This is a genomic window from Herbaspirillum camelliae (assembly GCF_001929405.1).
Lineage (GTDB): Bacteria > Pseudomonadota > Gammaproteobacteria > Burkholderiales > Burkholderiaceae_D > Herbaspirillum > Herbaspirillum seropedicae.
On sequence record NZ_KV880769.1, the window covers coordinates 3315593 to 3334890 of the forward strand.

General features: G+C 60.9%; 17 protein-coding genes. 12 read left to right on the forward strand and 5 right to left on the reverse strand.

What is annotated here, in order from left to right:
- Positions 1 to 7: 7 nt before the first annotated feature.
- Positions 8 to 2335, forward strand: a complete 2328-nt coding sequence (locus BGK68_RS14710; protein WP_075257721.1) for an FdhF/YdeP family oxidoreductase — start codon at positions 8 to 10, stop codon at positions 2333 to 2335.
- Between the two features lie 12 nt (positions 2336 to 2347).
- On the forward strand, positions 2348 to 2632 hold the full coding sequence (locus BGK68_RS14715) for a helix-turn-helix domain-containing protein (RefSeq protein WP_083657815.1): 285 nt from the start codon (positions 2348 to 2350) through the stop codon (positions 2630 to 2632).
- A gap of 168 nt (positions 2633 to 2800) precedes the next feature.
- Here the strand turns inward: BGK68_RS14715 and BGK68_RS14720 are convergent, their stop codons facing one another.
- A complete protein-coding gene (locus BGK68_RS14720) occupies positions 2801 to 4243 on the reverse strand; it encodes an aminotransferase-like domain-containing protein (RefSeq protein ID WP_013233699.1) in 1443 nt (480 codons plus the stop codon).
- A gap of 58 nt (positions 4244 to 4301) precedes the next feature.
- Here BGK68_RS14720 and BGK68_RS14725 point away from each other — a divergent pair, with 58 nt between their 5' ends.
- The 6 genes from BGK68_RS14725 to BGK68_RS14750 all read left to right on the forward strand — a co-directional run bounded on the left by BGK68_RS14725 (position 4302) and on the right by BGK68_RS14750 (position 9989).
- A complete protein-coding gene (locus BGK68_RS14725) occupies positions 4302 to 4973 on the forward strand; it encodes a glutathione S-transferase family protein (RefSeq protein WP_075257723.1) in 672 nt (223 codons plus the stop codon).
- A gap of 135 nt (positions 4974 to 5108) precedes the next feature.
- Complete coding sequence (locus BGK68_RS14730; protein ID WP_075257724.1) at positions 5109 to 6437, forward strand: hemolysin family protein; 1329 nt, start codon at positions 5109 to 5111, stop codon at positions 6435 to 6437.
- Between the two features lie 685 nt (positions 6438 to 7122).
- A complete protein-coding gene (locus BGK68_RS14735; protein ID WP_083657816.1) occupies positions 7123 to 7566 on the forward strand; it encodes a GAF domain-containing protein in 444 nt (147 codons plus the stop codon).
- Between the two features lie 218 nt (positions 7567 to 7784).
- Complete coding sequence (locus BGK68_RS14740) at positions 7785 to 8963, forward strand: aminotransferase class I/II-fold pyridoxal phosphate-dependent enzyme (RefSeq protein ID WP_143433060.1); 1179 nt, start codon at positions 7785 to 7787, stop codon at positions 8961 to 8963.
- A gap of 264 nt (positions 8964 to 9227) precedes the next feature.
- Positions 9228 to 9632 carry a hypothetical protein gene (locus BGK68_RS14745; RefSeq protein WP_075257726.1) on the forward strand — a complete coding sequence of 135 codons (405 nt, stop codon included), beginning with the start codon at positions 9228 to 9230 and terminating at the stop codon, positions 9630 to 9632.
- Between the two features lie 102 nt (positions 9633 to 9734).
- The gene (locus BGK68_RS14750; RefSeq protein ID WP_041310479.1) at positions 9735 to 9989 is read left to right on the forward strand and encodes a hypothetical protein; all 255 of its coding nucleotides are present in this window, start codon (positions 9735 to 9737) and stop codon (positions 9987 to 9989) included.
- Between the two features lie 31 nt (positions 9990 to 10020).
- On the opposite strand, the gene BGK68_RS14755 is transcribed toward BGK68_RS14750, so the two are convergent.
- The 4 genes from BGK68_RS14755 to BGK68_RS14770 all read right to left on the reverse strand — a co-directional run bounded on the left by BGK68_RS14755 (position 10021) and on the right by BGK68_RS14770 (position 12785).
- Complete coding sequence (locus BGK68_RS14755) at positions 10021 to 10731, reverse strand: GAF domain-containing protein (protein WP_075257727.1); 711 nt, start codon at positions 10729 to 10731, stop codon at positions 10021 to 10023.
- Positions 10732 to 11401: 670 nt separating this feature from the next.
- Complete coding sequence (locus tag BGK68_RS14760) at positions 11402 to 11713, reverse strand: hypothetical protein (protein WP_143433061.1); 312 nt, start codon at positions 11711 to 11713, stop codon at positions 11402 to 11404.
- 44 nt (positions 11714 to 11757) lie between these two features.
- Positions 11758 to 12120 carry a hypothetical protein gene (locus tag BGK68_RS14765; RefSeq protein ID WP_075257729.1) on the reverse strand — a complete coding sequence of 121 codons (363 nt, stop codon included), beginning with the start codon at positions 12118 to 12120 and terminating at the stop codon, positions 11758 to 11760.
- A gap of 260 nt (positions 12121 to 12380) precedes the next feature.
- Entirely contained in the window at positions 12381 to 12785 is a 405-nt protein-coding gene (locus BGK68_RS14770; protein ID WP_075257730.1) for a response regulator, read from the reverse strand.
- A gap of 497 nt (positions 12786 to 13282) precedes the next feature.
- On the opposite strand from BGK68_RS14770, the gene BGK68_RS14775 reads away from it, so the two are divergent.
- The 4 genes from BGK68_RS14775 (at position 13283) to BGK68_RS14790 (ending at position 19296) form a co-directional block, all read left to right on the forward strand.
- Positions 13283 to 15214, forward strand: coding sequence for a methyl-accepting chemotaxis protein (locus tag BGK68_RS14775; protein ID WP_075257731.1), 1932 nt, complete (start codon positions 13283 to 13285; stop codon positions 15212 to 15214).
- A 166-nt stretch (positions 15215 to 15380) separates the two neighbouring features.
- Complete coding sequence (locus tag BGK68_RS14780) at positions 15381 to 15635, forward strand: EAL domain-containing protein (RefSeq protein WP_075257732.1); 255 nt, start codon at positions 15381 to 15383, stop codon at positions 15633 to 15635.
- Between the two features lie 291 nt (positions 15636 to 15926).
- Positions 15927 to 17495, forward strand: coding sequence for a methyl-accepting chemotaxis protein (locus BGK68_RS14785; RefSeq protein WP_075257733.1), 1569 nt, complete (start codon positions 15927 to 15929; stop codon positions 17493 to 17495).
- Between the two features lie 4 nt (positions 17496 to 17499).
- On the forward strand, positions 17500 to 19296 hold the full coding sequence (locus tag BGK68_RS14790; RefSeq protein WP_075257734.1) for a sensor domain-containing phosphodiesterase: 1797 nt from the start codon (positions 17500 to 17502) through the stop codon (positions 19294 to 19296).
- Positions 19297 to 19298: the final 2 nt, after the last annotated feature.

Consider the following 19298-nt stretch of genomic DNA (forward strand, 5'->3'; position numbering starts at 1 on the left):
AGACATCATGCCTTCCAAACCAAGAATCGAGCAATACAATCAACCCGCAGGCGGCTGGGGCGCGCTCAAGTACGTCGCGCTGAACCTGGTCAAGGAACACGTGGCCGATGGCCGCGGCTTGCGCACCCTGTTGTCGCAGAACCAGCCTGATGGCTTTGATTGTCCCGGTTGCGCATGGCCGGATCGCGAGCATACCTCCACTTTCGAATTCTGCGAAAACGGCGTCAAGGCCGTGGCCGCCGAGGCGACCAAGAAGCGCGTGACCCCCGAGTTCTTCGCGCAGCACACCGTCACCGAGCTGATGCAGCAGTCCGACTTCGAGCTGGAAGAGCATGGCCGCCTGACCCATCCCATGGTCTACGACGCCGCCACCGACAAGTACAAGAAGATCGAATGGGCCGACGCCTTCGCGCTGATGGCCAAGCATCTCAATGCCTTGCCTGATCCGGACATGGCCGACTTCTATGTCTCCGGGCGCGCCAGCAATGAGGCGGCCTTCCTGTTCCAGTTGTTCGTGCGTCAATACGGCACCAACAATTTCCCCGATTGCTCCAACATGTGCCACGAGCCCACCAGCGTGGGCCTGCCCGGCACGGTCGGCATCGGCAAGGGCACGGTGCTGCTGGAAGACTTCGACCATTGCGACACGCTGCTGCTGTTCGGCCAGAACCCGGCCACCAATCACCCGCGCATGATGGGCGAGTTGCGCCACGCCTCCAAGCGCGGCGCCACCATCGTGGCCATCAACCCCTTGAAGGAACGCGGCCTGGAGCGCTTTGCCGATCCCCAGAGCAAGGTCGAGATGCTGACCATGGGCAGCACCCGCATCAGTTCCATGTTCATCCACCCCACGCTGGGGGGCGATCTGGCGCTGATCAAGGGCGTCATCAAGCGCACCATCGAACTGGATGACGCCGCCCGGGCCGCTGGCGCCGAGCGCGTCATCGACGTGAAATTCATCGAGGAACACACGGCCGGCTTCGAGGAATTCGCTGCCCAGGCGCGTGCTGAAAGTTGGGACGACATCATCGCCGAATCCGGCGTCTCGCGCGAGGACATCGAGAAGCTGGCCCAGGTCTACGTCAAGGGCAAGGCAGTCATTGCCACCTGGGGCATGGGCCTGACCCAGCACAAGCATGCGGTCGCCACCATCCAGCTGCTGTCGAACATGATGATGCTGCGCGGGAACATCGGCCGCCAGGGCGCGGGCCTGTGCCCGGTGCGCGGCCACTCCAACGTGCAGGGCGACCGCACCGTGGGCATCGATGAAAAACCGACCCCGGCCTTCCTGGATCGCCTGGAGCAGGTGTTCGGCTTCAAGGCCCCGCGCCATCACGGCAATGACACCGTGGGTTCGGTCATGGCCATGCTGGAAGGGCGTACCAAGGTCTTCATCGGCCTGGGCGGCAACTTCGCCATGGCTACGCCCGATACGCCGCGCACCTTCGAGGCCATGCGTTCCTGCAACCTGACCGTGCATATCACCACCAAGCTCAATCGCAGCCACCTGGTGCATGGCAAGGATGCGTTGATCCTGCCGACCATGGGCCGCACCGAGATCGATATGCAGAAGTCCGGTCCGCAGGGCGTGACGGTGGAAGATTCGATGAGCATGGTGCACGTCTCCTACGGCATCAACAAGCCGGCTTCCGAGCACCTGATGTCGGAAACGGCCATCGTGGCGCACCTGGCTGAAGCCACCATGAAGTCGCGCAACAACGGCCCCAAGATCGACTGGCTGTGGTACGCCGAGGACTACTCGCGCATCCGCGATGCCATCGAGCAGGTCTATGACGCCTTCAAGGGCTACAACGAGCGCATCGCCAATCCGGGCGGCTTCCACCTGGGTGTGGCCTCGCGCGACCGTGTCTGGAAGACCGCCAGCGGCAAGGCCAACTTCATCGTCCATGAGATCCCCAAGGACACGCCCATCCATCGCGCCCGCGCGATCCATGGCGAGAAGCTGCTGACCCTCATGACCACCCGCTCGCATGACCAGTACAACACCACCATCTATGGCATGGATGACCGTTATCGCGGCGTGTTCGGCCAGCGCCGGGTGGTCTTCATCAACCCGGCAGACCTGCAGATGCTGGGTTTGAAGGATGGTGAATGGGTCGACATCACCAGCGTCTGGGACGATGGCGTGGAGCGTCGCGCCGAGGGCTTCCTGCTGGTGGAGTATGAGATTCCGCGTGGTTGCATTGGCAGCTACTACCCCGAGACCAATCCGCTGGTGCCGCTGGAAAGCTTTGCCGACAAGGCGCGTACGCCGACCTCCAAGTCCATTCCGGTGCTGTTGTCGCGTTCGGCGGTGCAGCGTTCGGCGGCCTGAAGGGAGGGCAGCATGAGTGTGATTGACATGCCGACCCAGCAAGATGCTGACCTGCAGGCGCGTGCACAGCAGATGGGCGTGCCGCCCGAGGTGCTGCTGATCGTCGAAACCCTGCAGGCCGATGCCGAGGAGAAGGAGGGCGGGGCGCTGTCGCTGGCGCGCCTGTCCAAGCGTACGCAATTGCGTATGAGCACCTTGCGGCGCTTCCTGGCGGCGCTGGAAGAGGCTGGCGTGATGAAGGTCGAGATGAATGAGGATGGGACGGGCAGCGTGAGTTTGCTGGTGTCTCCTCAGTAAGTAAGTGCGGCGTGGGGCGCGTCTTCGATACGGCGCGCTGCGCCTACTCAGTCCGAACGGGTTTTTCTGTGCGTCGGCTCCAACACACACCGTTCGGACTGAGTAGGCGCGACAGCGCCGTATCGAAGCCTGTCCTGAGCTCGCCGAAGGGGCGCTCCGCACGCAAATTCACCCCGCCAGTTCTTCCACCAGTTTCCCCACCAGCTTCAAGGCCTGCTCGGTCTCCTTGGACCAGGCATAGCTATAGTTGAGCCGGATGAAATGACTGTAGCGGTTGGTCGCCGCAAAGATGCGTCCCGGCGCCACCGTGATCCCCAGCGCCAGGCTGCGGCGATACAACTCCATCGCATCGACCCCCTGCGGCAACTCCACCCACAACACGTAACCGCCCTGCGGCTCGGACACTTGCGTGCCGGCCGGGAAGAAGCGCAGCACGAAGTGCCGCATCATGTCGCGCTGCTGGGCAAAGGCCCGGCGTACCCGCCGCAGGTGGCGTTCGTAGCCGCCCTGGGTGAGGTATTCGGCAATGGCCCGTTGCGGGGCCGTGGGCGTGGCCAGGGTGTTGAGGAACTTGAGCTTTTCCACCTGCGCCCGGTAGCGGCCCGGCATGGCCCAGCCGATGCGGTAGGCCGAGGTCAGGCTCTTGGAAAACGATGAGCAGTGGAGCACCAGACCGTCGCGGTCGTAGTTCTTCAGCGAAGAGGGGTGGGCATTGCCGTAATACAGCTCGCTGTAGACAGCGTTTTCGATGACCGGCATCTGGTGCTGCTCGGCCAGGCGCACCAGCCTTTCCTTTTCGCTGTCCGGCATCTGGAAGCCCAGCGGATTCTGGAAGTTGGGCATCACCATGCAGGCAGCGATGGCCTGCGTCTTCATCCGTTCTTCCAGCGCGCCCACGTCGATGCCGCGTTGCGGATCGGTCGGGATCTCCAGCGCCCGCATGCCCAGGCGCTCGATGGCGTGCAGCATGGCGTAGAAGGTCGGGGTCTCCACGGCAATGGTGTCGCCGGGGCGGGCCACGGCCTGTAGGCACAGATTGATGGCCTCGGTCGCACCGACGGTGATGACGATTTCCTCGGGGTCGACCTTCAGGCCGTTTTCCAGGTAACGCCGGGCGATCTGGCGCAGCAGTTCGGGGTGGCCCGGCGGCAGGTCGTCGAACACGCTGGACTGGCTGGCATGGCGGGCAATGCGCCCCGCATACTGGGCCAGCCGGTGCGAAGGAAACAGCGCCGGATTGGGATAGGGCGAACCCAGCGGCACCGTGCCGTCCTGCTGGATGGTCTTGAGCGTGGCCAGCACCAGCCGGCTCACATCGACCTCGGTCGATTCCTGCCAGGCCGGATGGTCTTCGCGCGAGGTGGTGCGCAGCGCCGGCTTGGGCGGCGCTTCGGGCTGTTCGCGCACGAAGTAGCCGGACTGCGGCTGGCTCTCGATGATGCCGCGGCTTTCCAGCAGTTCGTAGGCGCGCACCACGGTGGTGACGCTGACCTTGTGCTGCTGGCTGGCGATGCGCACCGAGGCGATACGCTCGCCCGGGCGTAGCACGCCGTCGCGGATGGAGGCCGCGAGCTGGTCGGCAAATTGTTTGTAAAGGGGCGTGACGGCCATGGGGCGGGTTTCTTGATGGTGTTAGAGTTGTTGCCTCGCATTTTACAAGGACCGCGCCATGATCACCGTGCATCACCTGAACAACTCCCGCTCCCAGCGCGTGCTGTGGCTGCTGGAAGAGCTGGGGCTGGACTACCAGATCCGCTTCTACCAGCGCGACCCCAAGACCATGCTGGCGCCGCCGGAGCTGTTGAAGGTGCATCCGCTGGGCAAGTCGCCGGTCATCACCGATGGCGACCTGACGGTGGCCGAGTCCGGCAACATCATCGAATACCTGCTGGAACGCTACGGTGCCGACAGCGGCCTGCTGCCTGCGGCCGGTACGCCCGAACGGCTGCGTTACCGCTACTGGCTGCATTTCGCCGAGGGATCGGCCATGCCCTGGCTGGTGATGCAACTGATCTTCGCCAAGATGCCCAAGGCGGTGCCGGCGCTGATCCGTCCGATCGCCAGGATGCTGGCCGAAGGCATGCGCAGCCGCGTGGTGGCGCCGCAGCAGGAGCGCCAGTTGCGCTTCATGGAGGAAGAGCTGGGCCAGCAGGGCTGGTTTGCCGGGGCGCAGTTCAGCGGGGCCGACATCCAGATGAGTTTCCCGGTGGAAGCCCTGCGCGCCCGTGGCGGCCTGGATGGACGTTATCCCAACCTGCTCAAGTACCTCGAAGCCATCCACGCCCGTCCCGCCTACCAGCGGGCGCTGGAAAAGGGCGGTCCGTACGAATTGCTGCGCTAAGGACGTCCGGGCAGCCGGCGCGCCTGGTACCGGGCACCGGGCCAGGGGACAAGGATGCGCCGGGTTTGACGCGATTTGCCTTTTCTCCCTGTTGCAGGAGAGAATGTCACGTCAAATCATTGAGATAAGAACAACATGAGCATATTCACCAGTCTGCTGCTGATCCTGCTCCTGGTCGTGGTCAGCGCCTTTCTTTCCTGCGCCGAGATTTCCATTGCCGCCTCGCGCAAGATCCGCCTGGAAATGATGTCCAAGGAAGGCGTGCACAATGCCGACCGCGTCCTGTCCCTGCAGGCGCAACCGGGCAATTTCTTCACCGTCGTCCAGATCGGCCTGAACGCTGTTGCCATCCTCGGCGGTGTGGTGGGTGAACCCGCCCTTACGCCCCACATGCGTGAGATCATCAGCAGCTTCTATATCGGTCCCTGGCTGGAAAACGCCAGCTTCGCCATGTCTTTCCTGGTGGTGACGGCCTTCTTCATCCTCTTTGCCGACCTCATGCCCAAGCGCCTGGCCATGGTGGCCCCGGAGCGCGCAGCGGTGGCACTGGTCAAGCCCATGCTGCTGCTGGAGACGCTGTTCAAGCCCCTGGTGTGGTTCTTCAACAGCCTGTCGAAATGGATCTTCACCCTGTTCGGTCTGCCGCAGGTGCGCCAGGAAGTGATCACGCCCAACGAGATCCACGCCATGGTCGATGCCGGCGCCCAGGCTGGCGTGCTGCTCACGCAGGAGCATCACCTGATCGAAAACGTGTTCGAGCTGGAGAGCCGTTACGTACCCTCGGCCATGACGCCGCGCGACAGCATCGTCTACTTCCTGCTCACCGATAGCGAAGCGACGATACGCCAGAAGATCATCGACCATCCGCACTCCCGCTTCCTGGTCTGCGATGGCCACATCGATGCCGTGTTGGGCTATATCGACAGCAAGGATGTCCTGAAGCGCCTGCTCAAGGGGGAACAGTTCTCGCTGGCCGACAAGGGGCTGGTGCATCCTCCCTTGTCCATTCCCGACAGCTTGAACCTGTGGGAAGTGCTGGAGCGGATGAAGGCCATGGATGAAGACCTGGCCATCGTGGTCAACGAATATGCGCTGGTGGTGGGCATCATCAGCATTACCGATGTCACTGGCGTGCTCATGGGCAATCTGCTGGCCATCACCGAAGAAGAGCAGCAGATCGTGCGGCGCGACGAAAATTCCTGGCTCATGGATGGCTTGACGCCCTTGAACGATGTCATGAACGAGCTCGACATCGATGAATATCCCAACCCGGTCGGTTATGAGACCTTGTCGGGCTTCATCATGTACATGCTGCGCAAGATTCCCAAGAAGACCGATTTCGTGCTCTTTGCTGAATTCAAGTTCGAGGTGGTCGATATCGAAGGCAATCGTATCAACCAACTGCTGGTGACCCGTTTCAAGCAGGACAAGAGCGAGAAGGAAGCGGTGCTTCTTCGGGATTGATGTTTTTCAGAGTTTTCTTATTTTCACTCCTCGCTGCTTAAATGATACTTCGACCAGTCGCCTGCTCGTGATACTGGTACGCGGGGAAAGCAGGCGACCAACGTCGTAAAGGTAGTAAGTGAGTAAGTAACGTAGCAGAGGTAGTCGTGGGTAAAGCCCGCATCCGAAAGGATGCGGGCTTTTTTGTTGCACCTTCATTTCAGGCCCTGGCTGAGCTCGCTGCCTGCCGCCAGCGACCCTACGGGCGCCACGGCGCCCTGGACGGATTTCTTTTCTTACCATCCTTTTGATGTTTGTATATTCTGTATTTATTGGTGATATTTGTGATTATTTGTCACAATATCACTGGAAAAATCAAAAGTAAGCGGATTTAAGTTGTATTTTTGGTTCCAAAAAGTATTAAAAGTAAAAAATATTAAAGTTTTGCCGCAATCAGTCTATAATTTTTCCAACAGCTTATCGGTGTTTTTGCCACGCAGGATCACAACGCCTTCGGGTCACGCACAAAGGCGTTGCGAGGGGAGGCTGTGTCAAGCGCGGGATCTTGGGCGTCGGGTGCAGCACGCCGACGTTCGAACGATGCGCTTGAACGGCGTCCTCGTCGAGGCCGGGACTGGTTATCCACCGGTCCGGCTTTGGTTGAGGGAGTGGTGGCAAATCGGGGAACGCGCTTACATAAATAAAAATGAATGACATGCAATCTGAGGAGCGATTCCGGCGGCTGAACTGGCTAGCCGGCGAATTGCTCGATGTACCGATGTCGTTGATTGGACTTGTTGCTTCCGAGACCGTGATTTGGCACGGCCCGGTCGGCCTGCATGTCGAGGAAACCACTCGGCCCTGTGCTTTTGTCGAGCACACGCTGCTGCACGAGGGTGTTTTTCTCGTGCCGGATGCGAGCAAGGATCCACGTTTCAGCGACCACAGTCTGGTCACGGGAGCGCCGTTCGTGCGCTGCTTTGCCGGCATGCGCTTGCGCTTGAATAACGGCGTCGTATTCGGCGCGCTGTGCGTGATGGATACCGAGCCGCGCATTTTCCGCGCCCGTGAAATACGGACTTTCGAGGGGTTGGCGCAGATCGCCGAGGATATTTATCGCCTGTTTCTGTTTGAACGCCAATCCCATTAGCCAGCACGCCAGCCTGTCCTTGACCATCATTGCTCGCATCAGAAGATCACACGTACACATCATTGACCATGCTCCCGGATATCTCGCCATCGCGGCTTGCTGCCGTACCGTTTGACACCAGGGCCGCGCGCCCGGGTGTCAAGGATGGTTTCGGCAATTTGTTGGACGAAGAAACCGGATATGCCAGAGGCCGGATCCTCCGTTCCCATGTGGAGGAGATGCGCAGATTCGACTACGGTCAGCGTCTGGCCGCAGAGAGATTGCGGCTGTTCGGCGAGACTTCCATCGGTGTATTTGGCGGCCATGCCGGGGACTTTTCCCTGAGTCAGGGAGATATGCGGACCTGGTGCGAGGAGTGGCTCGGCCCCAGCCGCATGGAGCGGCAGTTCCAGAATGCCGCCAGGCTCCATCTGGGGGGCGACGACCAAGCCCGGGCAGCGCTGTTCAATCGCACCTCGGCAGGGATCATCACCGCCATCACTGCCCTGGCCGGTCACGGGACCGTGATGTCATTGCTGCCGCCAGAGGGCCGTTCGCACGCCTCGGTACGTCGCGGCGCGGCCCTGGCCAATGCCCGCTTGCATGAGTACACGGCGCAACAGAACTGGCAGCAGTCCATCGAGCGGGTCAGGCCGGACCTGGTGCTCATCACGCCGGTCACGAGCGATCTTGACATCCTGCGCGACGACGGCATGCTCAACATGATCCAGATTGCCCATGCGGTCGGAGCCGTGGTGCTGGTCGATGACGCCTATGGCGCGCGCCTGCGTCCGGCCTTGTGCGATGGCGTATCCGCGCTCTCGCTGGGGGCGGACCTGGTCATCACCAGTTGCGACAAGGCGGGCATGCATGGTCCGCGCGCCGGATTGATGGTCGGCGATGCCGCCTCGATCATGACCTTGCAGGCGCGTTCGCGTGAGTGGGGCATGGATGCGCGTGCGCCGACCATGGCCGGCGTGCTGCGGGCATTGCAGGCCTACACCTCGCTGCAGCTCATCAGCGAGGCTGCCTGTGGAAAGCGCTTGGCCGAGGCGCTCAGCCATGAACTCGGTGCCTGGGTCAGGCATAGCCCGCTCGGCGTCATGTTGGACGCGCAAGACTTGTTGCGCTACCTGCTGATGCAGCGGGATATGGACCCCGGCTTCAGCGCGGCGGTCCCCTGCGAAGCCAGTGCGGCGGTCGCAATGGTCCTCTTGCGTGACTTTGGCATCCTCACTGCGCATTCCCACGGCGATCCCGGGGGCAGCGCCGCCTTGCATATCAAGCCCACCAGCAAGTCGCTCGCGCGTACCGGCGGCATTGTATCGGTGGTGCAGGCGTTGCGCGAATCGCTGAAGGCGGTGGCGGCAGTGATTGATCAGGAGGAGCGCTTGCGGGAACTGATCCTCGGTGAATAAGCGGGAATCAGCGGAGGTACGCGATCTCTCAAGGGCGGCCATGCAGATGCGGGCCATATGGTCAACGTGATCAACATGATCAACATGATCAATGTAGAGGGCCTGGCTACGGGGCTGTCTGGCCGCCGATGGTGCATTTCCGGTTAATCGTGATTCGTGAATCTTTCTATAACCCCAACTGACAGAAGCAAATCCGAGCCTATGAACAATCCCAGTTTAAACATGCCCCCGTTAGCGGCGCTGGACGCAGACGAGCTCAGAGGCATGATCACATCGGTCAACAAGCTCACCAACCAGATGGCTGTGCTCACGGACTATTTCGAGCGTGCCGGTTCCCGTCTGCACCAACGGCATACGGAGGACCTGGACAAGGCGGTGGAACGGATACTGCACGACGGCTACGGCCTGGAAGAAGCGGGCAGCATCGAATTGGAATTGGCCATGCCAGTGCTGCGCTCAGTGGGCGCCGAGGTCTTCGTCAAGAAGCTCTTATGGGGCGAAGAGGAAGATGACCTCACGCTGGCCTGTGCGATGGCCAAGGTGATTCCTCAATTCGAGTGCCTGGTGCAGGAGCATCCCTTCCTGCTGTTGAGCCAGGCAGCCGATTGCCTGGCCGCGATCAGGAACTTCAGGTTGCCAGGCACAACCAATGATGGCCTGACCGCTTAAGGGGCAGCCCGCAGCGCAGGCACGTCTTCTTTCCTGATTGCAAGGTGGGGCTCAGTGCGCGGCTCAGCCTGGAATGGATTGGCCCTTGATGAAATGAGCTCTATGGAACTGGCAAGCAAGTACGCCTTACAGATACGCGATCTCGCACTGCAAGCCGATGCCGGCGAGGACATGATCGAGGCGCTCAACTTCACCCTCTCTCACGCCAAGCGCGATCTTGGCAGCGTCGCTTCTGCTCCCGCCGTGGCGTGCCAGCAGCAATTGTTTTCCTTCATGCGGGACATCTCCGAGGGCGCGTCGGCGGTGATGTATAACGCTGTGCTGAACTGGGCCATTCGCGACCTGGAGCAGTCATAAGAGAAGCGCGCAGGCCTGCGCGGCGCAATATCTATCTGGACTCCAGGATGTGCAGTCTGAGGATATCCGAGGCCAGCATCGCCAGTTCTTCCAGCGCTTGCTGTTCATGGGAGCGCAGGATACGCGGTTCGGTGTCGATGACGCACAGGGAGCCGAATGCCTTGCCCTCGTACATCAGGCGCACCCCCGCATAGAAGCGGAAAAAGGGGGCGGATGTCACCAGCGGGTTGTTCATGAAGCGCAGGTCCGTCTGCGTGTCGCTGACGGCAAACACGCCTTCATGCGCGATCGTATAGTTGCAAAAGGCCCAGGCGCGCGGCGTCTCATTGAGGCTCAGGCCGTGCGCCGACTTGAAGATCTGGAGTTCCGATGTCAGGAAGGTGATCAGCGAAATGGGTGCATCGAGCAACTCGCTGGCCAGCCAGGTCAGGCGATCGAAGCGGGTGTCCGGCTGCGAGCGCTCGATGATGCGTTCCACGAATTCGGCCCGGTCGCCTTCTTCTGCACCGGCAGGGTAGGCCAGGGCTTCCAGCTCTTCAGGCCCGTCCTCGTCTCCCATCGCCGGTACTTCGTGATGACCGATGAGCGACATCACCGAACTCCGGCGCGTGCGGCGATGGCCGCCCGGCGTTTTCCAGGACGCCAGCATTCCGCTTTCCATCCAGATCTGCGCAGTCGTAATGGACACGCCCAGCATCCTTGCGGCCTCACGAGAGGTCATCACCGGGTCGACGATCGACATATCCCTGACTTCAGGCGGTGTGGCGCGGCCCATCAGTGACATCCTCGCCGAGGAGAGATATAAAAAACAAAATCACTTGATTTCATATTCCGTTTTTTTGCAAAAAAATTGTGAAGATATCAATGCGTGGAGTTATTGCGGATGACGGGTGATCGAAACGTTTTCATGCGCTGATCTATACGCCTCCATGTCGAGGGAAGCCGGGTATTGTTCAGCTTTCCAGCTGTCCCATTGCCAGCGCAAGGCTGCGCTGGGGTTGGCTTCTTCGGTCTTGAGCCTGCATCCAAAATCTTTGAATTGTAACCCCGACTATATTTCAGTGTTTGACGGCGTGTCGTGGTTTGACCGTCAGCTGACTTGCGTCATGGAGTCTCAAGGTTTTGTGGCTCGATGGCACGGCATGCCGGGGCGCATGCTGCTGTTTGCCGCTGGCCCTTGTGGCCCGGACGTGGTCCGGAAGTGGGAGGGGGGATTGGATGACGTGCATCTGCCCACGCGATGGGTGCGACCGCAGCCAGGACCTGGGTCCAGGGGGGCAGGGTGACAGCGGCCCGTCCGGCCTGCAGGCGGCAGGCTGCCGCCTGGGGCCACGGGTCTGAGCCCGACTGATCGCTGGTAGCGCGTTGGCCTGGAACGGATGCGCCTGTTGGCCACTGACTATTGGCTATTGCTATTTTTTCTCAGCGGCCATCGGCGCATATTTCCACGGATCAGGCAGGAAGGTGTTGACGTTCTCGATATAGGTCTGGATGAATTTGTTATCGACATCCGTTTGGATGTGCATGTTCAGGCGTGAAGTATGGATCTCCGACAACAGCCGTCGAAAGTCCGGATCATTCCTGGCAATGGCGGTGAGCGTATGCAGGATGGAGGTGTGCGCTTCGCGGATGGCGATGTCGGTCTCCAGCAGCTTGGCCATCTGCGCCAGCATCAGATGCTGTTGTTCAACGACTCGGCACAGCGTATGAAAGTCAGTTTCCATGGTGTAGGTCAGTAGGTTGGATGATCGGAACGACTGGCACGTCTTCAGGGCGACGTCACCGGAGCAGGCGCCGCCGCCTCCGGATACGGTTCTGCCGGTGCGCTGTGCGCGTGTCCGGGGCCGGCATATTCTTCGCAGAGCGTCACCAGCGCCGGCATCGAATGGATGTCCGCACGGCTGCGCAGGATCTCCAGCACCTCGCCGATCTGCTTGCGGCTGGGCACGATCTCGATGGCGCTTTTATGGATCCATTTGCGGACGAGTCGATACAGCTCGTCCAGCGGGAGTGTGGCCACTTCCGCGCGTGTGGGGACTTTCACATTCAGCGGATGTGGCCTGCCGCACTGGTGGGCGAGCGCCGCCTCGATGTTCTCCAAAGGGATATTGAAATGGTCTTGGGACTGCATCGCGTGACTAACTCCTTGGTATGGGCGGGAAAGGCGACATTGGCAGGGAGCCAGTGCTCAGGCCTTCCTCTTCAAAAATGGACAGCATGCTCGTGCGTTACGGGATTGAGGTTCTGCGGATCGACGCTCTGCGCAGCGCCACCTGCGCTTGCACTTGCTCTTCATGAATATCCTCCGCAGTCGCGGCGTAGCGCTATGGGTCCTGTGCATGGCGGCAGATCGCTCTGAGGTATTGTGGCCTCGCCAGCGGCGCTGCCGCCTTACTGCAGCCCCATGTTGCTGCGACGCTGCAGGATCTTGCTGATCTTGTCATCCAGCGTTGCGGCATTGAAGGGCTTGACGATGTAGCCATCCGCCCCGGTTTCTGCTGCCAGCACGATGTTCTCCTTCTTTGCTTCGGCGCTCACCATGAGTACCGGAAGTCGCTGCAGCCGCGGTGTCTCGCGGATCTTCTTCAGCAGGTCCAGCCCGTCCATGCCCGGCATGTTCCAGTCAGTGATCACGAAACTGATGGGCAGCGCGCCGGACTCCAGAATCTTCCATGCCGATGTGCCATCGTCGGCATCGGTGACCTTCAGGTACTCCAGCTCCTTGAGCAGCCCGATGATGATGCGCCGCATCGTCGAAAAATCATCAACCACCAGAAAGTGTTGGTCCGTGCTCACTACGGCTCCTTTCAGCCTGACGAACGCTTCTTGATTCGCGTTCTGATTGGATTTCCAGTGCCGCGCCGAGGGCGTGGCCCTTGGCGATTTCCCCCTGTTTTTGTCGGCGTTTGAGGTGAAATATGAAATTTGTTTACGAATAAAAATGCAAGATATACAAAATATGCTCTCACAATTGCGTCAAAGATGCAAAATATGTAAAATGTGCAACACATTCTGACAGAATGGGCTAGGGAGTAAGCCCGCAATGGGAGGTGCTGGCCATGGATCGGTGAGCGTAAGCAATATGTAATTAGTTGCGTAACTTATTCGTGATTACAGGTCGTGCCAGAGGGGGCGGCGTGTGCTGCCGGCGTCATACCCATCACCTATAACGAAAGCATCGGTAGCTGAAGTGGGCGGTTCCTGTAAATGTCGGCGCTGAGGGCGATGTCCTTGTTTCCGCATGGCCAGGGTGTGCCTCAATCCCGGCTGCCACTTCATTGAAAGGAATCCTCGTGGCCCTGGTCAAAAAAAACATTCCGAGTCTGTCGGCAGCCTCCTTCCACGATAACGACGCCAATCGAAAAGGCAGCATTTCGGTGCGCGAGGCGGAGGCGCAGCGCAAGCGCGCACGCACCCTGGCCAAGCAGCAGCAGGCGGCCGAGCGTATCGCTGCGGCCACGGGCGAATTGTCTTCGGGCATCAATGAGGCTGCCTCAGCCTCAGAGCAGCTGCGGCGTGCGGCCAACCAGATTTCGGCGGGTGCGGAGGAAGCCTCCGGGGCGGCGCAAGAATCCACCAGTGCGTTCCACCTGGTCACCGAATCGATTGGGATTCAGTTGCAGAGCGCTGAGGTCAGCGAGTCCAAGGTCAATGCCTGTCAGCTGGTCATCACCAGCACCTCCAGCGACGTCGCCAATCTGATCGCCAACGTGACCGAGGCCGGTCAGCGCCAGCAGGGTTCGGTGGCCATGGTGAGTGAACTGGAGGCGCAGGCCTCCAACATCGGCGATATCGTCAAGGCGGTCGCCCGTATTGCGGACCAGACCAATCTGCTGGCGCTCAATGCAGCCATCGAAGCGGCGCGCGCCGGCAAGCACGGCAAGGGTTTTGCGGTGGTGGCCGATGAAGTGCGGACCCTGGCGGAAACCTCCGAACGCAGCGCCAAGCAGATCCAGGATCTGGTCGGCCAGATTCAGCAAGACGTCAAGTCCATTGCCGAGGGCATCAACAAGTCGGCCCAGGTCCTGGGCGCCGAAGTGGAAAACGGCAAGGTCATCAATTCACAGCTGGAGCGCATCGGCGTGGATTTCCGCGAGATCGCTCGCAGCGTCGTGGAGATCAGTGCGGGCGCCAAGCAATCCGACACGGCCGCGCAACAGGCGATGAAGGGCTCGCAGGATATTGCGGCGGCCGCATTGCAGCAGGCTGCTGCGGCCGAAGAAACGGCCAAGACAGTCAGCGAGCAGGCGCAAGCCTTGGCCGAGGCGGAGCAGGCCGCGCAGGCGCTGGCGGAGGTCGCTGAAGAGCTGAAGAATTCCACCGATGTGAGCAAGAGTGCGGAGGTGGTGGCCTCCAGTGCTGAGCAGCTGTCGTCGGCGGTGGAAGAGATCAACCGCGCCAGCGCGCAGATCATGGGCGCGCTGGAGGAAATCAGCAAGGGTGCGCAGGTGGCCGCAGCGGCCAGCGAGGAATCGTCCACGGCCATCGGTCAGATCGAAAAGGGCGTGGAAGTCGCGCAGCAACGGGCGACGGTGAGCGGGGAAAAAGTCAAGGGTATTCAATCCTTGCTCATTGCCAACAAGGACGCGGTCGGTAGTCTCATCAACGGCATCGCCGCCTCGGTGAAGGCCACCCAGGACAGCATCAAGCAGGTCCGCGATCTGGACCAGGTATCGCGCCGCATCGACAAGATCGTCGAAGCAATCACGACAGTCTCGATCCAGACCAACATGCTGGCCGTGAATGGTTCGGTCGAGGCCGCCCGGGCTGGTGAATTCGGCAAGGGCTTCGTGGTGGTCTCGACCGATATCCGCAACCTGGCGCGCGACTCCGCAGAAAACGCCGATCGCATCAAGGATCTGGTCAAGGCGGTGCAGGACCAGATCGCCCTGGTCAGCGCGGACCTGGAAGACATCGTCAAGGCCGCCATCATCGAGGCCGAGAAGGCCAAGATCACGACGGCCAGTCTGGCGCAGATCGAGGCTGACGTCGCTGAGGTCGAACGCGGGGCGGCGACGATCCTGGCCGCCTCTGGTGAAATCTCCACTGCCATCGGGCAGGCCAAGAAAGGGGTGGACCAGATCGCCAGCGCCGCGCAGGAATCGGAAAAGGCCGCCGGCGAAGCGGCGGGCGCCGCCGAGCAGCAATCCAAGGGCGCGCGCGAACTTGCTGCTGCCATCGAAGAAATATCCTCGCTGGCGGATGAACTGCAAAGCGTAGCCTAAGGGGCGGCGATGACAACCGATATCGTCACCGTCCGCGAAACGTCGGATCCGGACCGACCGTCGTCCCAGGAGCGCATTGCCACGCGCCAGTTCGTGACCTTCGTCGCGGGCGACGAAGTGTTTGCCGTGGAGATGGCGCCCGTGCAGGAAATCATACGTTCTCCCGATGTCGTTCGTGCAGGACATGGTCGATGCCGACAGCAACAAGGCCATCGTCGAAGCCATTATCGTCATGGCCCATCGGCTGGGCATGAAGGTCATTGCCGAGGGAGTGGAGACCATGGTGCAGGCCCAGTTGCTCAGGGACGCCGGATGCGAGTATGTGCAAGGCTATCTGTACTCGCGGCCCTTGCCGGAGGATGACTTCCTCAATTTCGCCGCCTCCGCCCATAGCCCCGCCGACACGGCTGCGGCGCGTTGACGCAGCGCGTTCATCGCGGCTTCCCGTTTCCTTTTGATGGCCCTCCGGGCTTGCGTTTCCATTGGGGAAGCAAGGTCTGAGTGCGCGCAGGATCGGCCTGCTGGGGTCAGATCAAAATGAGAACCATCACACCGTGATGCAAAAGAGACAAGGCGGGAATAAGTCTTTGCTGGTAAGACCATTATGTGAGTAAATTCTAAATATGCAAAATATTAAAATTCAATAATCACGAATTGTTAATAATCTTTATTTTTAGTGATTTTTGAGCTCGCATCCATCCATGGAGGGTAAATGAAGGTCTTGTCAGAAATGAAAATAGGGGTGAAGTTGAGTCTAGGCTTTGCAAGTCAGCTGCTGCTACTGCTGGCGCTGGTTGCAGCGGCCATTCTGGGTATCAACTCCTTGCGCGAGACCATTGTGTACGCCAACAAGCTCAAGAACGAACAGCTCGAGCCCCTCTACCTCGCCCGCGAAGCGCTGGACCAGACCGGGATCGCGGCGCGCAATGCCTACGTCTTCGTGAGTGACGCCGATGCCAAAAATGAGCTGAACATCGTCGACGCGCAGAAGGAAATCTATCTGCGGCAATTGCAGCTGCTCGAGCCGCGGCTGGCCGATCATGCCGGTTTCGCTGAGGTCCGTGAGGGTCTGCGGCAAATGGCTGAGGAGCTCAAGCGTCCGCGCCGGTATCGTGACAGCGGCGCCATGGAAGCCTATCGCGATTTCCTGGTCAACGAATGCAGCCCCTTGCGTCGCAAGATCGTGGCCAATATCAACCAGCTGATTGATCAAATCTCGACCGCGAGCACGACCGCGGGCGATGCTGCCGAGAATGCGGCAAAGCAGGCGCTGCTGTTCATTTCCCTGCTGGCGGGGCTGGCCATCCTGATAGCGGTGGTCATCGCCTTCTTCATTACCCGCAGCCTGCTGCGCCAGCTGGGCGGCGAGCCCGCCTATGCCATGGGCATCGCCCAGCGTATCGCTCATGGGGACCTGGCCGTGGATGTGGTGACCCGCAGCCATGACCAGAGCAGTCTTTTGTATGCGATCAAGATGATGCGCGACAGTCTGTCCCGCATCGTCGCCCAGGTGCGGCAGGGGACCGACTCGATTGAACGGGCCTGTTCCGAAATCTCCAGCGGCAATGCCGATCTTTCTGGCCGTACCGAGCGCCAGGCCAGTTCGCTGGAAGAGACTGCCAGCGCCATGGAACAGATCACCTCGGCGGTGCGCCAGAGTGCCGATAACGCCATCCAGGCCAACCAGCTGGCTGGATCGGCATCGAGCATTGCGCTCAAGGGCGGACAGATGATGGGAGAGGTGGTGGCGACGATGGAAGACATCCATCATTCTTCGGTGAAGATCGTCGACATCATCAGCGTGATCGACGGGATCGCTTTCCAGACCAATATCCTTGCGCTCAATGCGGCCGTGGAAGCGGCGCGCGCCGGTGAGGGCGGACGTGGTTTTGCGGTGGTGGCCTCGGAGGTGCGCACGCTGGCGCAGCGCAGCGCCGCCGCCGCCAAGGAGATCAAGGAGCTCATCAGCGCCTCCGTGGCCAAGGTCGAGAGTGGCAGCGGCCTGGTGAAGGGGGCGGGCGAAACGATGGGGGAGCTGGTGGGCAGCGTCCAGAATGTCTCCAAGGTCATCGCCGAGATCACCGCCTCCAGTCGCGAGCAGAGCACCGGGATCGAGCAGGTCAATGACGCCATCTCGCACATGGACGAAGTCACCCAGCAGAATTCGGCCCTGGTCGAACAGTCCGCCGCGGCGGCCGAGGCGCTCACGGCGCAGGCGCAATCGCTGGCGCGCCTGGTCTCGACGTTCAAGGTCACGCCCGACGCGCTGGCGCTGAGGTAGATACGTGTTGCTGGAGAAAGAGGAAAACACCGAACTGGAAGCAGCCGCACGTCAAGAAAGCGCCCGGCTGGCACAACTGCACGGCTATTGTGCGCTCGATACGCCGCCGGACAAGTTATGTGATCAGGTGACGCAACTGGCGTGTTCGATGTTCGATGTGGAGATTGCCCTGGTAGCGCTGGTCGATGAGCATAGGCAGTGGTTCAAATCCCGCGTCGGGCTGGAGGTGAGCGAGACGCCACGCGCGGATTCCTTCTGCAATCATGCCATCCAGACCCGTCATGGCATGGTGGTGACCGATGCACTGCAGGATGCGCGTTTTTCCCGCCATGCGCTGGTGACGGGCGCACCTTTCATTCGCTTCTATGCCGGGGCGCCGCTGGTGACGCCGCAGGGGCTGTCGCTGGGCACCCTGTGCATCATCGATTCGCGACCGCGTCCGGATTTCGGTGCGAGTCAGTTCGCGCAGCTCAATCAATTGGCTGCCATCGTCATGGAGCGCCTGGAACAGCTGCGCAACCGCGGTTACATCGATCACGTGACCGCCTTGCCCAACCGCGCCCGCCTCATGGAGGTGCTGCGTACGCGCGGACATGCGCGCGCCAACACGGGCGGGGGGGATGCGGCGGTGGCCGTGGACATCTGCCCGCGCGAATATCTCTTCGACATGGTCAAGGCCCTGGGGTGGGACTATGCCGAAGGTTTCCTGATGGACGTCAGTCGCACGCTGCGGCGGGTGCTGGGCACGCTGCCGCTCTATCGGGTGACCACCACTACCTTTGTCTATCTGGACGAAACTGCCCCCGCGCAGCGCCGGCGGCGTATTGCCGACATCGAGCAGCGCTTCACGCCGGCGCTGGAATTCCAGGGCATTCCACACCTGCTGGATATCGCCATTGGCGTGCTGCCGTTGGAGGAGGACGTCAGCGGTGGCGATGTGGTGCGCTCGCTGCTCACGGTCATCGATGTCAGTCGGGAAGAGGGCGTCTCGCCGCGCATCTTCGAATCGGTGCACGCGGAAAAGCAACGCTACGCCTTCTGGCTGCTGGCCGCGTTGCCGATGGCGCTCAATACGTCCGATGAGCTTGCGCTGCATTTCCAGCCCAAGGTGCGGCTGCGTGACGGCGCCTGCGTGGGTGTGGAGGCGCTGATTCGCTGGCATCATCCTATCCACGGCAATATCGCTCCAGATGTGTTCATTCCGCTGGCCGAGAAAACGGGTCAGATCCGCCAGGTGACCGCCTGGGTGCTCCATCAGGTAGTGTCGCAGGTGGCGCGGTGGCTGGAGCGCGGACGCGCGCTGCCAGTGGCGTTCAATGCTTCGGCAAGGGATTTTGATTCGGATGAACTGTGCACGCTGCTGGCCCAGCAGTTGAAGCAGTACAAGGTGCCGCCGGCATTGATCGAGATCGAGTTCACTGAGCATGCCATGGCCAATCATCCCGAGCAGGTGCGTCAGCGGGTGCAGGCCCTGCGCGAGCTGGGCGTGAAGGTGGCCATCGACGATTTCGGCGCCGGGTTCAGCAACCTCTCCTACCTCAAGAACATTCCGGCCGACACCATGAAGATCGACCGCTCTTTCATCCATCGCCTGCTCGATGATGAGGCGGACCAATTGATCGTGCCTTCCATCCTCCACCTGGCGCACAACCTTGGCTTCAGTGTCGTCGCCGAAGGCCTGGAGAACGAACGGACCGCTACGCTCTTGCGCCACCTGGGATGCGATTACGGGCAAGGCTATGCCATTGCCCGACCGATGCCGCTGGCGGAACTGGAGGCCTGGCTGGAGAGGCGTGGATGAGC